At 40.5% G+C, this 18,566-nt stretch carries 18 protein-coding genes; 5 read left to right on the plus strand and 13 right to left on the minus strand.

The window, feature by feature from the left end:
• Positions 1-29: 29 nt before the first annotated feature.
• The 8 genes from ACLI1A_RS10600 to ACLI1A_RS10635 all read right to left on the minus strand — a co-directional run bounded on the left by ACLI1A_RS10600 (position 30) and on the right by ACLI1A_RS10635 (position 7,968).
• On the minus strand, positions 30-449 hold the full coding sequence (locus ACLI1A_RS10600; protein WP_411408625.1) for a protease complex subunit PrcB family protein: 420 nt from the start codon (positions 447-449) through the stop codon (positions 30-32).
• Entirely contained in the window at positions 446-1,579 is a 1,134-nt protein-coding gene (bshA, locus tag ACLI1A_RS10605; RefSeq protein WP_411408626.1) for an N-acetyl-alpha-D-glucosaminyl L-malate synthase BshA, read from the minus strand. The genes ACLI1A_RS10600 and bshA overlap by 4 nt, the downstream gene beginning before the upstream one ends.
• An 82-nt stretch (positions 1,580-1,661) precedes the next feature.
• Positions 1,662-2,129 carry a DUF1801 domain-containing protein gene (locus ACLI1A_RS10610; protein WP_411408627.1) on the minus strand — a complete coding sequence of 156 codons (468 nt, stop codon included), beginning with the start codon at positions 2,127-2,129 and terminating at the stop codon, positions 1,662-1,664.
• Positions 2,130-2,140: 11 nt separating this feature from the next.
• A complete protein-coding gene (locus ACLI1A_RS10615; RefSeq protein WP_411408628.1) occupies positions 2,141-2,659 on the minus strand; it encodes a DinB family protein in 519 nt (172 codons plus the stop codon).
• Positions 2,660-2,662: 3 nt separating this feature from the next.
• A complete protein-coding gene (locus tag ACLI1A_RS10620; protein ID WP_411408629.1) occupies positions 2,663-5,239 on the minus strand; it encodes a phosphoenolpyruvate carboxylase in 2,577 nt (858 codons plus the stop codon).
• Between the two features lie 79 nt (positions 5,240-5,318).
• Positions 5,319-5,798, minus strand: a complete 480-nt coding sequence (locus ACLI1A_RS10625) for an Lrp/AsnC family transcriptional regulator (RefSeq protein WP_322626403.1) — start codon at positions 5,796-5,798, stop codon at positions 5,319-5,321.
• Between the two features lie 75 nt (positions 5,799-5,873).
• On the minus strand, positions 5,874-7,037 hold the full coding sequence (locus tag ACLI1A_RS10630) for a M14 metallopeptidase family protein (protein WP_411408630.1): 1,164 nt from the start codon (positions 7,035-7,037) through the stop codon (positions 5,874-5,876).
• A gap of 322 nt (positions 7,038-7,359) precedes the next feature.
• A complete protein-coding gene (locus tag ACLI1A_RS10635; protein WP_411408631.1) occupies positions 7,360-7,968 on the minus strand; it encodes an NUDIX hydrolase in 609 nt (202 codons plus the stop codon).
• A 7-nt stretch (positions 7,969-7,975) separates the two neighbouring features.
• Here ACLI1A_RS10635 and pyrE point away from each other — a divergent pair, with 7 nt between their 5' ends.
• The 4 genes from pyrE (at position 7,976) to ACLI1A_RS10655 (ending at position 10,381) form a co-directional block, all read left to right on the plus strand.
• Positions 7,976-8,617 (plus strand): orotate phosphoribosyltransferase, encoded by a 642-nt coding sequence (gene pyrE, locus ACLI1A_RS10640; RefSeq protein WP_411408632.1) that lies wholly within the window; start codon positions 7,976-7,978, stop codon positions 8,615-8,617.
• A 73-nt stretch (positions 8,618-8,690) separates the two neighbouring features.
• Positions 8,691-9,140, plus strand: a complete 450-nt coding sequence (locus ACLI1A_RS10645) for a hypothetical protein (RefSeq protein WP_411408633.1) — start codon at positions 8,691-8,693, stop codon at positions 9,138-9,140.
• Between the two features lie 9 nt (positions 9,141-9,149).
• Complete coding sequence (locus tag ACLI1A_RS10650) at positions 9,150-9,542, plus strand: SRPBCC family protein (protein WP_411408634.1); 393 nt, start codon at positions 9,150-9,152, stop codon at positions 9,540-9,542.
• A 137-nt stretch (positions 9,543-9,679) separates the two neighbouring features.
• Positions 9,680-10,381: a DUF4241 domain-containing protein gene (locus tag ACLI1A_RS10655; RefSeq protein ID WP_411408635.1), complete on the plus strand. Its 702-nt coding sequence runs from the start codon at positions 9,680-9,682 to the stop codon at positions 10,379-10,381.
• Between the two features lie 33 nt (positions 10,382-10,414).
• Here the strand turns inward: ACLI1A_RS10655 and leuB are convergent, their stop codons facing one another.
• From leuB to ACLI1A_RS10675, 4 genes are read right to left on the minus strand one after another with little or no spacing between them, the layout of a single operon-like run.
• Positions 10,415-11,533, minus strand: coding sequence for a 3-isopropylmalate dehydrogenase (gene leuB / locus ACLI1A_RS10660; protein ID WP_411408636.1), 1,119 nt, complete (start codon positions 11,531-11,533; stop codon positions 10,415-10,417).
• Between the two features lie 2 nt (positions 11,534-11,535).
• Positions 11,536-12,117 carry a 3-isopropylmalate dehydratase small subunit gene (leuD, locus tag ACLI1A_RS10665; RefSeq protein WP_411408637.1) on the minus strand — a complete coding sequence of 194 codons (582 nt, stop codon included), beginning with the start codon at positions 12,115-12,117 and terminating at the stop codon, positions 11,536-11,538.
• Positions 12,117-13,499, minus strand: a complete 1,383-nt coding sequence (gene leuC / locus ACLI1A_RS10670) for a 3-isopropylmalate dehydratase large subunit (RefSeq protein WP_411408638.1) — start codon at positions 13,497-13,499, stop codon at positions 12,117-12,119. The genes leuD and leuC overlap by 1 nt, the downstream gene beginning before the upstream one ends.
• Positions 13,500-13,502: 3 nt before the next feature.
• Positions 13,503-14,675 (minus strand): 2-isopropylmalate synthase, encoded by a 1,173-nt coding sequence (locus ACLI1A_RS10675; protein ID WP_411408639.1) that lies wholly within the window; start codon positions 14,673-14,675, stop codon positions 13,503-13,505.
• Between the two features lie 227 nt (positions 14,676-14,902).
• Between ACLI1A_RS10675 and ACLI1A_RS10680 the strand changes: the two genes are divergently transcribed.
• Positions 14,903-16,459 (plus strand): hypothetical protein, encoded by a 1,557-nt coding sequence (locus ACLI1A_RS10680; protein WP_411408640.1) that lies wholly within the window; start codon positions 14,903-14,905, stop codon positions 16,457-16,459.
• A gap of 191 nt (positions 16,460-16,650) precedes the next feature.
• Here ACLI1A_RS10680 and ACLI1A_RS10685 read toward each other — a convergent pair whose 3' ends face one another.
• Complete coding sequence (locus ACLI1A_RS10685) at positions 16,651-18,564, minus strand: family 43 glycosylhydrolase (protein ID WP_411408641.1); 1,914 nt, start codon at positions 18,562-18,564, stop codon at positions 16,651-16,653.
• Positions 18,565-18,566 lie beyond the last annotated feature (2 nt).

The raw sequence follows: 18,566 nt of genomic DNA on the forward strand, positions 1-18,566 counted from the left end.
CTAAAATAGGTTGACTATTTTAGGACTAGTCATTTTACTACAAGGCTGGTAGCCTTAGGTATTTCAATAATACAATACGGTGATGAAAGCGCCATGGTAGCTATACCACCCGAAGGCGACGTTTTACTGGTAATTACGGTAGCTACATCATTTTTAATATTCACTTCAGTTACAGCAATACTATAACCGCCGGTACGTTTTTGCCCTAAAAATACAGCTACTACACTGTGTTTCTCAAAATCCACTTTCGGAACATCTTCAAGGTTAAGCTCTCTATATAGCACTTTAAGTTCTTCGACTGAATTAACAAGTATTCCCGTTTCAGTTTCGAGGCCGCCGTACGTTTCCTGTTTTACTACAGTAAAATCTACGTGTCCCTTCTCTCCTTTTTGAGCAGAACACCCCATGATGAGTAATACAAAAGATACTATTAAAATTAGTCTTTTCATACAAATTGCTGTTTTAGTGCCCTGCGATAGATGTTCTCATACATAGGCATAATGTTCTGAATGTCAAATTCACGGGCATTCTCCAGTGCATTACGCTTAAAGGTATCCAGCCTGTTATCATCAGACAAAATATATACCGCTTTTTCGGCCATGTACTCCACATCGCCTACATCACCTAAATAACCAGATATGCCTTCGCGGTTTACTTCAGGCAATCCTCCAGCATTTGTAGAAATTACAGGTACACCTAGTGCCATAGCTTCAAGTGCTGCAAGCCCGAAGCTTTCGGTTTGCGACGGAAGTAAAAATAAATCGGTAAAGCACAGTATTTCATTGATTTCATTACTGTTACCAAAGAAAACTACCTTATCGCTAATACCCAGCTCTTCTACTAATTTTTCGGCAGGTTCGCGCTCTGGGCCATCCCCCACCATCATTAATCTGGCCGGTATTTTTTTCTGTATCTCGTTAAATATCTTTACAACATCGGGTATGCGTTTCACTTCCCTAAAGTTACTTATATGGGTAACAATGCGCTGACCATCGCCTGCAATAGCATTTCGTTTGCAGGGAAGCCCATCCTTACGTTCTTCTTTAACCTCAATAAAGTTAGGAATTACATATATCTCCCTATTAATGTCAAATAGTCTATAAGTATCATCCTTAAGGCTTTGGGAAACAGAGGTAACAACATCGCTATGATTTATACTGAAGCTAACGGCAGGCTTATAAAATGGATGGTTACCTACAAGAGTAATATCGGTACCGTGAAGTGTGGTAACCATGGGAATACGTATACCCTGCTCTTTAAGCATTTTTTTTGCCATATATCCGGCATAAGCGTGTGGTATAGCATAATGTACGTGTAACAATTCTATACCATGCAGTTTTACCATATCTACGAGCTTACTGCTCAGGGCCAACTCATACGGCTGGTAATGAAACAACGGATATTCCGGAACGTGAACTTCATGGTAATGAAGGTTAGGATTCATAAGTGCCAGGCGTACCGGCTGACGGTAGGTTATAAAGTGTATCTCATGTCCCCGGCGAGCTAGTTCAAGGCCAAGTTCTGTAGCTACAACGCCACTTCCGCCAAAGGTAGGATAACATACTATTGCGATTTTCATAATATCAAATAAAATACTATACGAAATTAGCGAAAAAAAACGGCATAAAGCCGTTTCTATACATTAATTAATTCCTATACGTCTATTTAGATTTGCTTTTACTCAGCATTTCCTCGTACTTGGCTATCCACCGTTGCGGTGTCATTTTACTAACCAGTTCTGCTACAAGCTCAAACGGTATATTTTCTGGTTTTTTAAAACGTATACAGCTTTTGCCCATATCCAGTTTGGTTTTACTGTGCTTAGGGTATTCACCTACAAACCAATCGTGTAGTGTAGCATCCGAATATATACCCATATGGTACAGCGCAATGAAATTCTTTTGCGAAGCAACACCAAGAAATGGCAACGGCTGCTTTGGGTCGCAATGGTAGCCGTTAGGATATGTACTGTGTGGCACAGACCAACCGAGCATGCCATAGCCCATACCGGCTTGAAAGCCTTTTGGTAAATTAGCTTCTATAATTTCGTAAAGCCTTAGCATGGCAGCCTTACGTTCTTCCGGAAGCGATTCAAGATATTCCTGTGGTGTAGCAGCAGTGGATGTCATGTTTTTTTTATTTACAAATATCTTTCTTTAAATACATTCATGTGGTGTATTTGATGTCCTATAATTAGGAAACCAAATGCTCGTGCTGAGATATTGTAACCACTGGCGGTTCCCATATTCAGCAAATCCTCTTCCTTAAACGATTTAAACATAAAAATGGTAGACTGGCGCACCATAGATAATTCAGTAAGCAATTCCTGCAGATGGCGCCTGTCGGCCTGCGCGGCGTTAGCATAGTCGTTTTCCTCAAAGCCCGGTAAAGCAGTTTTATCACCACGGGCTATGCGTAGCGCTCGATAGGCAAAAATACGTTCGGCATCTATAATGTGCTGTATAATATCTTTTATGGTCCATTTACCCTCTGCATAGCGGTAATCATATTTATCCATAGGAATATCGCGCACAAAATGAATAAAATTATGCAGGCTTACCTCCAGTTCCTCAGCAAGGCTCCACTCGTTGCTTACCAGTTTTATGTAAGCTTCCTGGTACGGGGCATATTCGCCCGATTGTATATCTGTTATTTTCATTTTTTAAGCTGAGTTGCGACTGGCATTAATGTTACCAAACAGCGAACGGGTTACTATTTTTTCGTAGGTTTCCAGCAGTGCTTCATCACCTTTACCGGATTTAATCTGGCGGATTTTTATCAAGGCATACTGCTGTATGGTAAGCAGTGGCAGTACTATGCTTTCTCGCATTTTTATAGATGCCCAACCATCGGGATAGTTTTCCATAAGTTCGCTATAACCTGAAATTTTAAGCAATAGCCTACGTGTTTCTAAATACTCATCATAGATGATTTGCCAGAAATCACCAAACTCAGGGTCGTTCTTCATATACGCCGTAAGCGGGAAGAACGATTTACTTAAAGACATCATACTGTTTTCAAGCAGTGTACGGAAGAACAGTGACTCCCGGTACAGGCTGGCGACCTCTTCCCAGCGGCCTTCTTTTTCATAATGCCCCAGTGCATATCCAACACCAAAGAAACCTGGCACGTTTTGTTTTAACTGTGCCCAACTACCCACGAATGGTATGGCGCGCAAATCACTAAAATTAAGCTCGCCGGTATTACGCTTGCTAGGACGACTGCCTATATTTGCCTTAGAATAATAGTTTAGCGTACTCATACGCTCCAGATAAGGTAAAAACTTAGGGTGTGCCTTAAACGCCATATATTTTTCATATCCTAAATGCGCCATAGCTTCCATAAGCTCTTTCTGTTCAGGCGTAAACTGTTTGTCTTCTTTTTTAAAGACTCCATTTGTAATACCTGCACTCAACAAGTTTTCAAGATTAAATCGACAGCTTTCAAGCGTACCAAAGTTAGAACTAATAGTTTGTCCCTGTACAGTAACCTGAATTTCATTATTATCTATTGTAGAACCTAGTGAAGCGTAAAACTTATGCGTTTTTCCACCTCCACGTGCCGGAGGCCCGCCACGACCATCAAAGAATATAACTTTAATACCATATTCCCTGGCCATTTGGGTAAGGTTTTCTTTAGCTTTAAAAATACCCCAGTTAGCCATTAGGTAGCCGCCATCTTTGGTCCCATCACTAAAGCCAAGCATTATGGTTTGTGTACTACCACGGCGTTTAAGGTGGGCAGCATACATTTCATTTTCATATAACAACTTCATAGCATGCCCCGCCTCTTCAAGGTCGTCTACGGTTTCAAAAAGAGGTACAATATCTACGGTAGGTTTATCCCACCCAAGCAACCCAAACATTTTTAGCAGCTCCATAACATTCAGCGCGCTTTCGTTATTACTGATTATGTATCTGTTACTTCCCAGTTCGCCATTACGCTCCTGTATGGTTTTTATAGCGAGTATAGATTCAAGGGTTTTACGGGTATTTTCGCCTTCAAACTGCTCAGGCGAAATCTTAGCATTAATTCCATTTAATGCTTTTATCTTATCTTCTTCGCTGAGGCTGCTGTAATCTTTTGTAAACTCGTGATTTTCTTCCAAATGTTTTATAACATCCGAAAAAACAGAATTGTGTATATGACTGTTCTGTCTTATATCAAGCGATGCAAAATGGAAACCAAAAAGATTAATTTTATTAATAAGGTCATCAATTTCATCTAAATACAATGATTGATGATGGGTAATTACAATTTCTCTGATTTGACTTATGGTGTCTTTAAGCTCATTTAAAGTTATGAATATCTTTTCACCCTCTGAATAATATACAGAACGGTAAAGTTTATACTCAAGGTCTGTAATTTTATCCTGAATACCGTTAAATGTAAGATGCCTCTTGAGTTTCCTTACATCAAGGTAGTAGCACTTTAATATGGTGTTGCGCAGCCTTTCAGCCACGTTAAGGGTAATCTCGGTCGTTACAAACGGGTTACCGTCGCGGTCACCACCCGGCCAGAAGCCGAATGATATAACAGGCGCAGGCAATAGCCGGCCTTTATATATGGCATCCTGAACATAGCTGCTTATGTCCCCGGCGGCTTTATAAAAAACATTTTGCAAGTACCACAACAAACTTACCGCTTCATCAAACGGAGTAGGTTTTTCTTTTTTAATAAATGGAGTTTTGCCCAACTGAGCCAGTAAAGTTTTCACTTCACCTAAATCATTGTTTTTAATAGCCTCAGTAAGATCAGTAATAATGCCTAATACCGAACCGGGATAAAACTGGGTGGGGTGTGCAGTAAGTACAGGACGCACGGTAAAATCTTCCAAAAAATTACGGAGATCTTCCATCTGTCCTAAGTTCTCAGCTTTTTCGCGCGCTTCTCTCAGCGTACCGCTTCCTTCAAGATTATTAAGAGTTGTAAAGGCTGCATCCTCTATGGCGTCAAACAAAACCACCTGGCGCTCTACATACTGTATAAACCTGAACATAAGACTTATCTTATCTTGTTCAGTTGCCTCGGTAAGATATTTATCGCTAAAATAATTAAATATTTCCTCAGGACTTTTCTGCTTTTTAAATCCGTCTTCACAGATTTCAGAAAAAAGCGGAAGTAATACACCAGTATTATCTATATCAGTAAAAGGCAGGGTAATAAATATACTGTTAAACAGTTGATATTTGAGCCTAACGTTTTCATCAAAACGCTCAATGCGGGTAGCAGGATACATGCTTTATATTTTTTTGATGAAATTAATAAAAAACCCCCATGTAAAAAACATAGGGGTCTTAATCTTTTTATAAAAAATCTTACAGATCTTTAAAGATGGTGTGCATCAGCCTTTTCTTGTCGTTAATGCTTTCTTCAAGTGAAATCATGGTTTCAGTCCTGTATACACCTTCAATATCGTCAATCATAAAGATTACCTCTTTCGCGTGCTTAGTGTCTTTTGCCCTTATTTTACAGAAAATATTAAATTTTCCCGTAGTTACATGAGCCACGGTTACATAAGGTATTTCATTTATCCTTTCAAGCACAAACTTAGTTTGCGACGTGTTGTGAAGAAACACACCCACATAAGCAATAAAAGAATAACCTAGTTTTTCATAATCTAACGTAAGTGATGAACCCATTATGATACCGGCATCTTCCATCTTTTTAACCCTTACATGGACAGTACCTGCCGAAATAAGTAGTTTTTTAGCAATATCAGTAAACGGCACCCTGGTGTTGTCAATCAGCATATCAAGAATCTGATGGTCAACTTCATCTAAACGAAACTTGCTCATAAATGTGTGTTTTTAAGGTTTATTGTATCTGGTATTAGGTCGTACTATTCAATAATCTACAGTAAAACGAAAAAATTAACTTAAAATTTCCTGTCCGTTGACAAATTTTCTGCTTTCTCCTATAAAAAAATCAGCTTTTTTGTCAATTTCAGGGGTGTTGTTGCATTCTTCGCTAAAGAAAATCTCTTCATTACAGTCAAATTCTGCGTGACCAAAGTAACCTTCCAAATTGCCTATTTCTCTTATAAACGCTCGAAAAATTACAGATTTGTCAATTAAAACTTCCTTATACTGTACTGCAAAATTCGTGATTTTTTCTTTATTTTCATAATTTATTTTAACTTTTTTATACATCATATCATAAAATACAATCTTATTTTGAGGAATATCAAAATATTTATCGTTTGTGCTAATAGCTACAACGTTTTCGTTAATTGAGTGAAATCCTGAAAATAATGCAAAAAATATAAATTTACGTGTAATCTCGCGTTCATAATCGCCTGGGTAATGTCCTGCCTCAAATAAAATCGTTGGCACTCCAAGATGCTGAAACATATCGCCAATACAATTAATATTAAAGGAATCGTCAAACCTGCCTACCTGACCTGGAATGTACTGCTGAAGCGTATCATTCATTACAGTAATAATATCTATAGCTTTTTGCCTAACATTATTAATCTCCCTTTCTTCATTATAAGATGGCGCAAGAAAAGACACTGTAGCGGGTTTCGGCAATCCCTCACCTACGCCAAAAATTGTTCGCTGATCATGCATATTATAGCAATAATCTGGCTGAAATTTTTCAAAAGCAGCTCTCAGGTTTTTACTTTCTATCTGGGTAAGATTAAGCGAATCCCTGTTAAGATCTACTTTATTTGCATTTTCGCGTGTATACAGCCGTGCACCATCAGGATTTACTATGGGGAGTATATAGAACGTAAAACGGTCTAGAAATGCTTTAGCAACACTATCATCAGAAATAAGGAAATTCAAGAAATCAAAAACTGCCTTGGTAGTTGTGGACTCATTTCCGTGCATTTGAGACCAGATAAAAACCCTGGTATTACCGTTACCGGCTATAATATTGTACACAGGCAACCCTTCGGTGGAATAACCTTCAATTCCTACTTTAAAATGAGACTTAAATTTCTCAAGTAAGGGTTCAATATTTTCATTAGTTATATATCGCCCATAAAGGGAACTTTCTTTAACACCCTGGTAAATAATTTCTAAATTCATAGGTAAAATTTATACAGTTGCAAATTTATTAGAAAAATTGGCAGTAGTTATCTTTAGAGTTACATTTTATGCAAAACAATTACACAAAATACAAGAAATTTATAATAAATAAAACAAAAAACCCCGACTTGTTTTATAAAAAACAGAGCCGGGGCCATTAACCAATAAAACAAACACAAATTATCTTTAACTTTCTAAAAGTCTGGTAATTATAGCTAAAACAGTAATGTAAGTAAACTAATGTTTTTTCTATACTATAAAATTACAACGCCATATTGTTAAAAACTAACAACTAATAGTTAAAGTGTTCTTAAAAAGACAATTATATTTGTTTTACACTACCTTCTTCTTCAAAAAGCAGTTTAATATTTTCGTAAGAATTTTTCAATGCATCTTTTATTTGAGCCGGTTTTAACCAGGCAACTTTCTCAATGCCTTCCTCTGCCTGTCCTATCAACGTGCCATCATAATTGGTCTTCATTTCGTACCAATGAGTAATTTTAAGGCGATAGGTGCCATTTCTTTTAAATACATGATACGTTTTTTGAAGCTTACGTGTAATTTTAAGTCCACTTACACCCGTTTCTTCCTCTACTTCACGCATAGCAGTATCTTCTATATCTTCATTTTTTTCTATACCGCCTTTTGGCAAATCCCATTTACCATTTCTAAGTATAAAAAGAACCTCTCCCCACTTATTATATACAAGACCGCCCCCGGCTTTAGCCACTTGTATACGTTCTTTTAAAAGCTTAAGTGCAGCCTTTTCATCAGGATGGTATAAAAAAGCCTTCTCAATGCGATTATTAAATATCTTTGATATAAGCTGTTCAATATCAATACTTTCAAGCAAAAATAACTGAAAATCGGTTTCCTTCTCTACTGTAGAGGTTAAAAAAAGCGGCTTATCGTTTACAAAAACTTTATACATTTGCGGTATGATTATAAACACAGACACAGCTAAAAAAACAGCCGAGTTGCTGTTGCAAATAAACGCAATAAAATTAAATCCTAAAAATCCTTTTACATGGGCTTCAGGATGGAAATCTCCTATTTATTGCGATAACCGTATCACATTATCATTTCCTCCTATAAGGAACTATATTCGTGAAGAGTTTGCTAAGTTTATTGAAAAAGAATACGGCAAGCCCGATGTTATAGCCGGTGTGGCCACAGGTGCCATAGGCATAGGTATGCTTGTGGCAGAATATATGGGGCTTCCGTTTGTTTATGTACGCCCCGAGCCAAAAAAACACGGACGCCAAAACCAGGTAGAAGGCTTTTTGCAAAGCGGACAGAATGTTGTGGTTGTAGAAGACCTTATAAGTACCGGAAAAAGCAGCCTTCAGGCTGTAGAAGCATTGCGTGAAGCAGGTGCACACGTAAAAGGCATGGTAGCCATATTTAGCTATGGTTTTAATGTTGCCGAAGAAAACTTTAAAAATGCTAATGTAAGCCTGCATACACTTGGCAATTATGAGAACCTTCTGGAGCTGGCAGTAAATAAACAATACATTACCGAGGCAGAGCAGGAAACGCTTAAAGAATGGCGTATTTCACCAGATACGTGGAGTAATTGATTTTTTTCTTGTGTGATTGATTTTTTTCTGTATTTTTGTTGAAAATCATAAAAATACTTTAAATTAATCAACCATGAAAAAAATCTTTACACTATTCGTGTTCTTGTGTACTATTTCGATTTATTCTCAAACCTTGGATAAAGAAGGCTTTGAGATAGGACGTGCACAGCAGTTTGGCGCGCCTGTTGAAGCTCAATTAACAAAAAAAGACAATGTCTACAAAATTAGTTTCAGAGACATCAGTTTTAAGACCGTTGACTATTATGTAGATTTTGAGTTTAAAGATGAAAACGGCAATCTCGATACGCTTTACGCAATGATTGAAAAGGGTTTTGAGGAAATGCCAAAAGATGACATACCTGTTACGTTTGCTAACAGGACAGTGTATCTTAAATTTACACGTTTTGTGGGAGCAAAAGTATTAGTATTTTCCTGCATCCGATCAGAAGCTAATTCAGAAGTAGTAATAAGTAACTTCATTGCTAAAAAACAAGTAGATAAGTTATTTGGAAAGAAAAAATAATAAAATTAAATGAACTTAGAAAGCCCGAAAGTAACAGTACAGAAACCGGCTCAATATATTTTTGATGCACTTACCGATGTAAAGAACTTCGAAAAGCTAATGCCAGAAAACATTGCTAAATTTGAAGTAATTGGTGATGAAGCATTCATTTTTGCATTAAAAGGTATGCCGGAAATAAAACTGAAACTAAAAGATAAAGTTAGTCCAAACAAAGTAGTACTTGGTGCTGCCAGCGATAAACTTCCGTTTACATTAACTGGTTTTATTGATATTATTGACGAAAACAGTAGTGCTGTTCAGCTTAAGTTTGAAGGCGAGTTCAATGCCATGATGGCTATGATGATAAAAGGGCCGATTACAAAATTTATTGAAACCCTTGCGGTTAATATGGATAAACTGTAATTGCCTCGTAATAAATAATTATAGATCCTCTTGCTTAACAGTAAGAGGATTTTTTATTGGTTAAAGTAACTTAAACATCAGTCTCTTTACCCAAAAAAAAGCGTACTTTAGACAAAACAAACAAAAATTCCACAATTATGGGAAATGTAAACGAATTTGAACTGCCATTCGATCTGGCTGCCGAAATGGAAGATCAGGAACTTATAAAAGTACATGCCGGTGATGTTAACCTGCCTACCGGACGCATTGTACTTGCCGATCCTTTTCTCTCTGTAGAACAGGCTGCCTTTGCAAAAACGGTAGAGCCGGATAAATATCCTGTGTATTTATACCTTTCTGAAATAGATAAACTACACCACCGTATAGGTTACGCAAAAATAAAGTTCAGGCCTGAAACTGCTTCACGGTGGATATTGGCACTTACCGAAGATGTTACCGATGAAGAACTTGAAGATTTAGGCGAGGATGAATTTTATGGCTTTAATGTAGAGAGTGGCCTTGCCAGCTTTATGGACGAAGAGACACGGGACTCTTTTGCTGATAAATTAGAAAATCTTCATGAAAATGATCCTGAATACGACTACTACGATGCGGTGCTGGCAGAAGAATTTAGTGCCTATTCCGGTAAAAATAATTTCTCACGGGATTTAGGCGACTGGAATGATCACCATATTGAGGCAGATAGCGATAATAATATCATTATGTTTTCGGCAGGTTGGGGCGATGGTTACTATCCCGCGTACTGGGGCCTTAACGAAAATGGTGAAACAGTGGAACTGGTTATTGATTTTCTCCTTGATGATTTTGAGGAAGATGAAGACACCGATGATGAAGAATAAAAAAAGGGGTTCATTTCTGAACCCCTTGATTGCTTAAATAATGGTCGACTTCCCTATGGTTTTATTATCCAAAACCGGGGCTGGTAATTCTTTTTTAAGGATATAACTTTCTACAAAGTTTCCTACATCTTGTGTGGTATAAATGCTATTTACCACAATATCAGGAGTACTTACACCTTTTTCTATACTGTATGCTACGGCTTCTTTAATAAGCCCTGCTTCGTGGTACATATTAAAATGCTCCAGCAACATTGCTGCCGATAGTATTGACGCGATAGGATTAGCTATGCCCTTACCGGCTGCCTGAGGGTAAGACCCGTGTATGGGCTCAAACATAGAATGCACTGCACCTACCGATGCCGATGCCGCAAGGCCAATACTACCACCCAGCACACTCGCTTCGTCTGAAAGTATATCGCCAAACATATTTTCGGTAAGCATTACATCAAACTGTGCAGGGTTTAATATCAACTGCATCGCTGCATTATCTACAAACAGAAAATCAAGCGCCACATCCGGATATGTAGTTTTTCCTATCTCGGTTACAACCCTCCTCCACAAGCGTGATGTTTCAAGTACGTTTGCCTTATCTACAAGCGTAAGTTTTTTTCGGCGTTTTTGTGCTGCCCTAAATGCCATGTGGGCTATACGCTCCACCTCTTCCTGGCTGTAGCTGCACAGGTCACTTGCCTGGGTTTTATCGTCACTCAGTTGTTTTTCGCCAAAATAAATACCTCCCGTCAGTTCTCGGTATATGGTAAGGTCTACCCCTGCAATGCGCTCAGGCCTCAATGGCGACTGATCTATCAGTTTAGGGTAAATGGTTGTAGGGCGAATATTTGCAAACAGCCCAAGCTCTTTACGCAGCTTCAGCAGACCCTGTTCCGGCCTTACCGGAGCCGTAGGATCATTATCATACTTAGGATGCCCTATCGCCCCAAAAAGCAGTGCATCGGTAGTTTTACAGAGCGTAAGGGTTTGAGGCGGCAATGGGTCATTAAACTCGTCTATAGCCACTGCACCCACAGGCGCTTCCTCATACTCAAAGGTATGCTCATACTTTTTAGCCACGGCATTTAACGCCTTTATAGCTTCCTTGGTCACTTCTGGGCCTATGCCATCTCCGGGCAATACGGCAATTTTAAGTATCATAATTAGGCGTTTTTCTTTTCAAATTCACTTATAGCATCAAGCCTGCTTACCAAAAAATCTATATCATCATAGCCATTTAGCAGGCATAATTTTTTATACGGGTCTATATCAAAATGCTCGCTGTAACCACCAAAGCTAATGGTTTGCTGCTCAAGGTTCACTGTTACGGGTGTAGCCGCATCTTCAGCTACGGCAGCAAAAACCGCCTTTAAAAATTCCGGACTTACCTGTACCGGCAGCAAGCCGTTGTTAAGACTGTTGCCTTTAAATATATCAGCAAAATAGCTCGATACTATTACCTTAAAGCCGTAGCCCGAAAGCGCCCATGCGGCGTGCTCGCGGCTACTGCCACACCCAAAGTTATTTCCGGCAACCAGTATGGTTCCTTTATAAAGTGGGTTGTTCAGGTTAAAACCAGGGTTCGGGTTATTGTCTTTATCATAACGCCAGTCACGAAACAGGTTATCGCCAAAACCGGCCTTATCGGTCGATTTCAGGAAACGTGCCGGAATAATCTGGTCGGTATCTATATCGGCAATGTCCAGCGGTACTATTGTATCGGTGTAACTAACAAACTTTTCCATTAATTAAGGTTTTGGGTATAATCAATAATTTTACCTTCTATAGCTATGGCAGCAGCCGTAAGCGGACTGGCCAAGATGGTGCGCGCACCCGGTCCCTGACGACCTTCAAAGTTACGGTTGCTGGTGCTTACGCAATACTCTCCGGCAGGTATCTTATCCTCATTCATGGCAAGGCATGCCGAACAGCCCGGTTCGCGTATTTCAAAGCCTGCATCCGTAAAAATCTGCGTAAGGCCTTCGTCTTCTATTTGCTTTACCACCTGCTGAGACCCCGGTACTATAAGCGCCGTAATGTTATCTGCTTTGGTCTTACCTTTAATGTAGCCTGCCACAGCACGGAAATCTTCAATACGCGAATTAGTACAACTGCCTATAAACACGTAGTTTATCGGTTGCCCTATAAGGGTTTCCTTGCCTGTAAAGCCCATATACGCCAGAGCCTTATCAGACGAAGCATCTATACTCTGCGGAATAGCATCGGTAATACGTATGCCCATACCCGGATTGGTACCGTAGGTAATCATTGGGCCTATTTCTTCGGCTGCTATAAAATATTCCTGGTCAAACTCAGCGCCCTCATCGGTCCGCAGGCTGTTCCAGTAGGCTTTTTTCTTTTCAAACTCCTCGCCTTTCGGGGCAAATTCACGACCTTCTACATAAGCATAAGTGGTATCGTCCGGGGCAATCAATCCGCCGCGGGCACCCATTTCTATACTCATGTTGCATACGGTCATACGGCCTTCCATAGACATTTCCTCAAAAACGTTACCGGCATACTCACAAAAATAGCCTGTACCACTGTTAGTACCCAGCTTGGCAATGATGTACAAAATAACATCCTTAGGCGTAACGCCTTTTTTAAGCGTACCGTTTACGTTAACACGTAGTGACTTCGGTTTTTCCAAAAGCAAACACTGGCTTGCAAAAACCTGTGCCACCTGGCTGGTGCCTATACCAAAAGCAATGGCTCCAAATGCACCATGTGTAGAAGTATGGCTGTCGCCGCATACTATGGTCATTCCCGGCTGGGTAATACCCAACTCTGGCGAGATTACGTGTACTATACCATTATACTTATGCCCCAGCCCGTAAAACGTAATGTTGTGCTTGTTACAGTTTAAGGTAAGTTCCTCTATCTGCTTACGCGACATTTCGTCCTTAATAGGCAGATGCTGGTCTTTTGTAGGCGTATTATGGTCGGCCGTAGCTACAATCTGCTGCGGACGAAAAAGGCTTATTCCACGACTTTCCAGTTCAGAAAAAGCCTGTGGGCTGGTAACCTCGTGTATTAAATGCTTGTCAATATATAATATTTGTGGGCCATTAGGTATTGTTTCTACCACGTGTGCATCCCAAACCTTATCAAAAAGGGTCTTCTTCATCGCTTAATAGTTTATTTGCAGCCTGCTTTTAGACAGCGCTATAATCTGGTGCAGGTCGTTATCCTGTACCTGCTTGCAGTTATCGGCAAATTTCAGGAATTCAAGGTAAATAATATCAAGGTCGTTCTTGGTAAGTTCGTAACCAATTTTCTTGGCGGTATATGCCAATGCCGAACGACCACTGCGTGCCGTAAGCACTATAGACGATTCGGTAACGCCTACATCGGCAGGGTCTATAATCTCGTAGGTTTCACGGTTTTTAATCACACCATCCTGGTGGATACCCGAACTGTGCGCGAAGGCATTCTCCCCTACTATGGCTTTATTCGCCTGTACAGACATTCCCATTTCCTGAGCTACCATGCGGCTCATAGCAGTAAGTTGCTGTGTTTTTATGTTTGTGGAAAGGTGCAGTGCCGGGTGTTGTCTAAGTATCATCACTACTTCTTCAAGGGCTGTATTTCCGGCACGCTCGCCTATTCCGTTAATAGTACATTCTATTTGCCTTGCACCGTTAATAACACCTGCAATGGCATTGGCTGTAGCCAAACCAAGGTCGTTATGGCAGTGGCACGAAAGCTTTACTTTTTCTATACCCACAACATGCTCTGTAAGGTATTTTATTTTGGCTCCGTATTCATCCGGAAGGCAGTAACCGGTAGTATCAGGAATATTCAGTACGGTAGCCCCTGCCTTAACTACGGCAGTACAAACTTCAGCCAAAAAAGCATTGTCTGTACGCCCAGCATCTTCTGCATAAAACTCCACATCTGATGTAAAGTTACGCGCAAATTTAACCGCTTCAACTGCCTGTTCTATAATCCTTTCACGTGTTGAATTAAACTTATGCTTTATGTGCGAATCAGACGTGCCTATTCCGGTATGTATACGCGGACGTTTGGCATGTTTTAATGCCTGGGCAGCAACCTCAATATCATTTTTTACCGCCCGGCTAAGTCCGCAAACCGCAGCATTTTTTACGAGCTTGGCAATTTCTTCAACCGACTGAAAGTCGCCCGGACTTGAAACCGGGAAACCTGCTTCAATAATATCTACCCCGAGGTTATCCAATGCATCGGCTATTTTTAGTTTTTGTGCCGTATTCAATTTACATCCAGGGACCTGCTCGCCGTCGCGCAGCGTGGTGTCGAAAATGTCAATATGCTCAGTATTCATAGTCTTTCGTGGTTTAACTATTGCTAAAGTAACCAACCTAAGTACAAGCGCTTTTATATTAAAAACCTATTTACGACATCCAATGCAGTATTTAAAACTTTATATTTTTGATTTTCAATGTTTTAAATACTATATTTTTATGTTATCCAAAATTAATATGCATTCATAATAATTAACAGACATTATCGTTTTTTGGTTATATTTGATGGAGATTGATGTGATGACAAATGAAAAATCGTAACCAGCTTACAGATAACCTTTTTATATTGATTAAGTCGCTTTCCGCCTCAGAAAAGCGGCAGTTTTCGTTATTTGTAAACCGCTTACAAGCCAATAATGACAGTAAGTTCCTAAATCTTTTTAAAGTACTGTCAGCCCAAAAAGAATACGATGAGGCTGCGCTGCTGAAAGCTACAAAAATCAGTAAGGAGCAACTAAGCAACGTTAAGGCGCACCTTTACCACCAGATACTGACCAGCCTGCGCCTTAACCCCAGTAAACGTAACATACCCTTACAACTCCGCGAGCAGTTCGACTTTGCCATGATACTATACCGTAAGGGCTTGTACCAGCAATGTTTGAAGCTGTTGGATAAACTAAAAAGCCAGGCGCTAATGTACGAGGAAAAAAACCTTGGCTACGAAATCCTAGATCTGGAAAAAATTATAGAATCGCAATACATTACACGAAGCCGCAGCAATCGTGCCGATATACTTATCGACCAGACGAATGAGCTTACTTACCTGAACAACATAGCGAGCCAGCTGAGCAGCCTGGCACTGGATATGTACAACATTTTCCTGAAAAATGGCTATGCCCGTACCGATGAGGAAGCACAGGCTGTATCGCGCCACTTTTTTAAGCACCTGCCCGAATATGATGCCGAAAAACTGGGCTTTCGCGAAAAGCTATGGCTGTACCAGTCGTACCTTTGGTTCAGTTTCATTACGCAGGATTTCATTGCCTGTTACCGCTACGCCACACGCTGGGTAGGTTTATTTGAAAAGAACCCGCACCTGATTACTGTACACCCGGTTTTTTACATTAAAGGCAATCACTACGTGCTGGAATCATTATACTACCTGAACCGTGTGGAGCAGTTTGAAAAGGCACTGGATCGTTTTGAAGAAATACTGGGCAGTGAACCCATACCCGAAGACGACAACATAATTGTATTGTCATTCTTGTATGTATATGCCAACAAGCTGAACCTGCGTTTTATGCGGGCGCAGTTTAGCGGCGGTGAGGAACTGCTGGAAACCATCCACAAAAAACTCGACCGTTACAAGGACAAAATAGACGACCACCATGTTATGGTGCTATACTATAAAATAGCGTGCTATCATTTTGGTACGCAGGAATATACCAAGTGTATTTTTTACCTGAAGAAAATCATCAACAGTAAAACGACCCAGATACGCGAAGACCTGATGTGCTTTGCCCATATGCTGAACCTTGCCGCACACTACCAGGCCGGTCTTGATTACAGGCTGGAAGCACTAATACGCACCACGTACAACTTCCTGATTAAAATGAACGACCTGCACGGTGTACAACGGGCAGTTATCGATTTCCTGAAAGGATTGTCCAATGTTTCGCCGCTGCTTATAAAACGCCGTTTTATAGAGCTGCTTGAAACCCTGAAGAAGTTTGAAAAAGACCCGTTTGAGCGCCGTGCATTCCTCTACCTGGATCTTATTTCGTGGTTGGAAAGTAATATATACAACAAACCCATAGCGCAGGTTATTGGTGAAAAAGTAGCGAAACGACAGGCGGAATCTTAGGTACCTCTCTTCCATGTCGAACGCAGCGCAGCGGAGTTGTGACATCTGTTAACGAATCAACTTGATACATGAGATTTCTCGGCCCCACTAGGTTTCGCTCGAAATGGAACACAGTCATCCTGGTATTAAAAATCCCGTTCCACTTTCGCGAAACGGGATTAACAATCTATAAGGTAATTTAAACGAGACTCTTATTTAACAGGCTCAATACCCTGGTGTGTAGGTACAGTAGGTTTGATGCTACCATCGGCATTAAACTCCAGCTTGTCGATACATACCTCACGGTGGAAGCCGGCTGCATCGCCCATGGTAATGCCCTTAGGGTATGGGAACCTGTGGTACACAATATACCATTCATCCTTACCCGGCAATTGCAGAACCGAATGGTGGCCTGTACCATAAATACCAGCATAGGCATCTTTACTCAGCACCAGGTTTTCAGTTGGCAATGTCCATGGACCCAGCGGTGATTTAGAAGTTGCATAATGCACTTGGTAATCAGGGCTGCGGGTGTCGTTTTCAGACCAAGTAAGGTAATACGTACCCTTACGGTAAAATACATACGTACCCTCGTTGTAACTTTTTGTAGGCGTAATAACCTTAACTGTTTCGGGCTTAATGGTAACCATGTCATTGTTAAGTTCGGCTACAGCACAGTAACCGTTACCCCAATACAGGTAAAACTTACCGCTTACCGGGTCGTGAAACACGTCAGGGTCTATCTCCTGGCCGCCTTTTTGCCCTTCCGGACGTGTAGCTACAATAGGTTTACCACTGTCTTTAAACGGCCCCGTAGGATTGTCAGACACAGCAACACCTATTTTCTGTGCCGCAGTAAAGTAGTAGTAATATTTGTACTGGCCTTTTTTTACTTCCTTCTCAATAATACATGGCGCCCACGCATTGCGGTCGGCCCAGGTTACATCTTTACCCAGTGTAATGATTTTACCTTCGTCTTTCCAGTCTACAAGATTTGTAGATGAAAACGTCTTGAAATACTTGCCCGACCACCCGTCGAAACCATCGCTGGTTGGGTACAGGTAGTATTTTTTTGTCTTATTAGAATACAAAATCTCAGGGTCGGCATAGTACCCCTCCAGCACCGGGTTGTTGTTTAGGTGTGGTAGTTTAGCAGGAGTACCCCATTTAGCCAGCAATCTTTTTAGCTCTGTTCGGGTAATCGGCATTACCGTACCGTGACGCGGATTAAAGTCCATACTGATTTCGTTGTCAATCAAAGAAAAATGCTCCAGGTCGGTACTTTTGGTAAACTGGTATTTACCTTTCATGTACACATCATACATCAGTATATAGGTGTCAGAATTATTCAGTTTAAACACCCCTGCTCCTTCTACACTTTCTGTAGTTTGTTGCAGGTACTCGTCTTTCTCTGCCCAAATACCTGATGTAAGGTTTGTTGTTGTAGCTACCTTAATACCGTTAGTACCACCTTCGGTTTTATAAAACAAATGGTACATACCGTCTTTTTCTATAATATCACCATCAATGCAAGCCCTGCCCGATTTTGGTTTAAAAAGTACTTTTGGTGCACTCTCTAAGGCTGTAAAATCAGCATTGGCATAGGCGTAGTAAATAATATCCGGGCCATTGCCGTGCTGCATGGAAAAATATACCATGTATTTATTGGCTGCCTTATCAAAGATGGTCTGTGGTGCCCACACGCGTTTCAGGTCGTCGTTACCGGGATAGGTTTTCTGGATGTTTACAACAGAAGACGTCCAGTTAATAAGGTCGGCAGACTTTAGCAAAACCATAGCACGGTTGCTGTCCCAGCCTTTATTAGAGGTCATATCGGTAACCACCATACGGAAAACACCATCTGGGCCACGCATAATGTGTGGGTCGCGCACACCACCGGTAGAGCTGATTTTTTTGGAATCAATGACCGGGTTGTTATTGTTCAATGCATAAAAATGGTAACCATCAAGGCTTACCCCGAAGCGTATGGCTTCTTCTTCTACAGTATTTCCTGTAAAATAAGTAAACAAATAGGCCACCTCGTCCTTAGGCCTGCTATCTGTTTGTGCAGCAGCAGGCATAGATAAGGTTACTAGTGAAAGTAGGCTAAAAATTATTTTCTTCATAA

This window comes from Flavobacterium sp. RHBU_3 (assembly GCF_046613565.1).
Lineage (GTDB): Bacteria > Bacteroidota > Bacteroidia > Flavobacteriales > Flavobacteriaceae > Flavobacterium.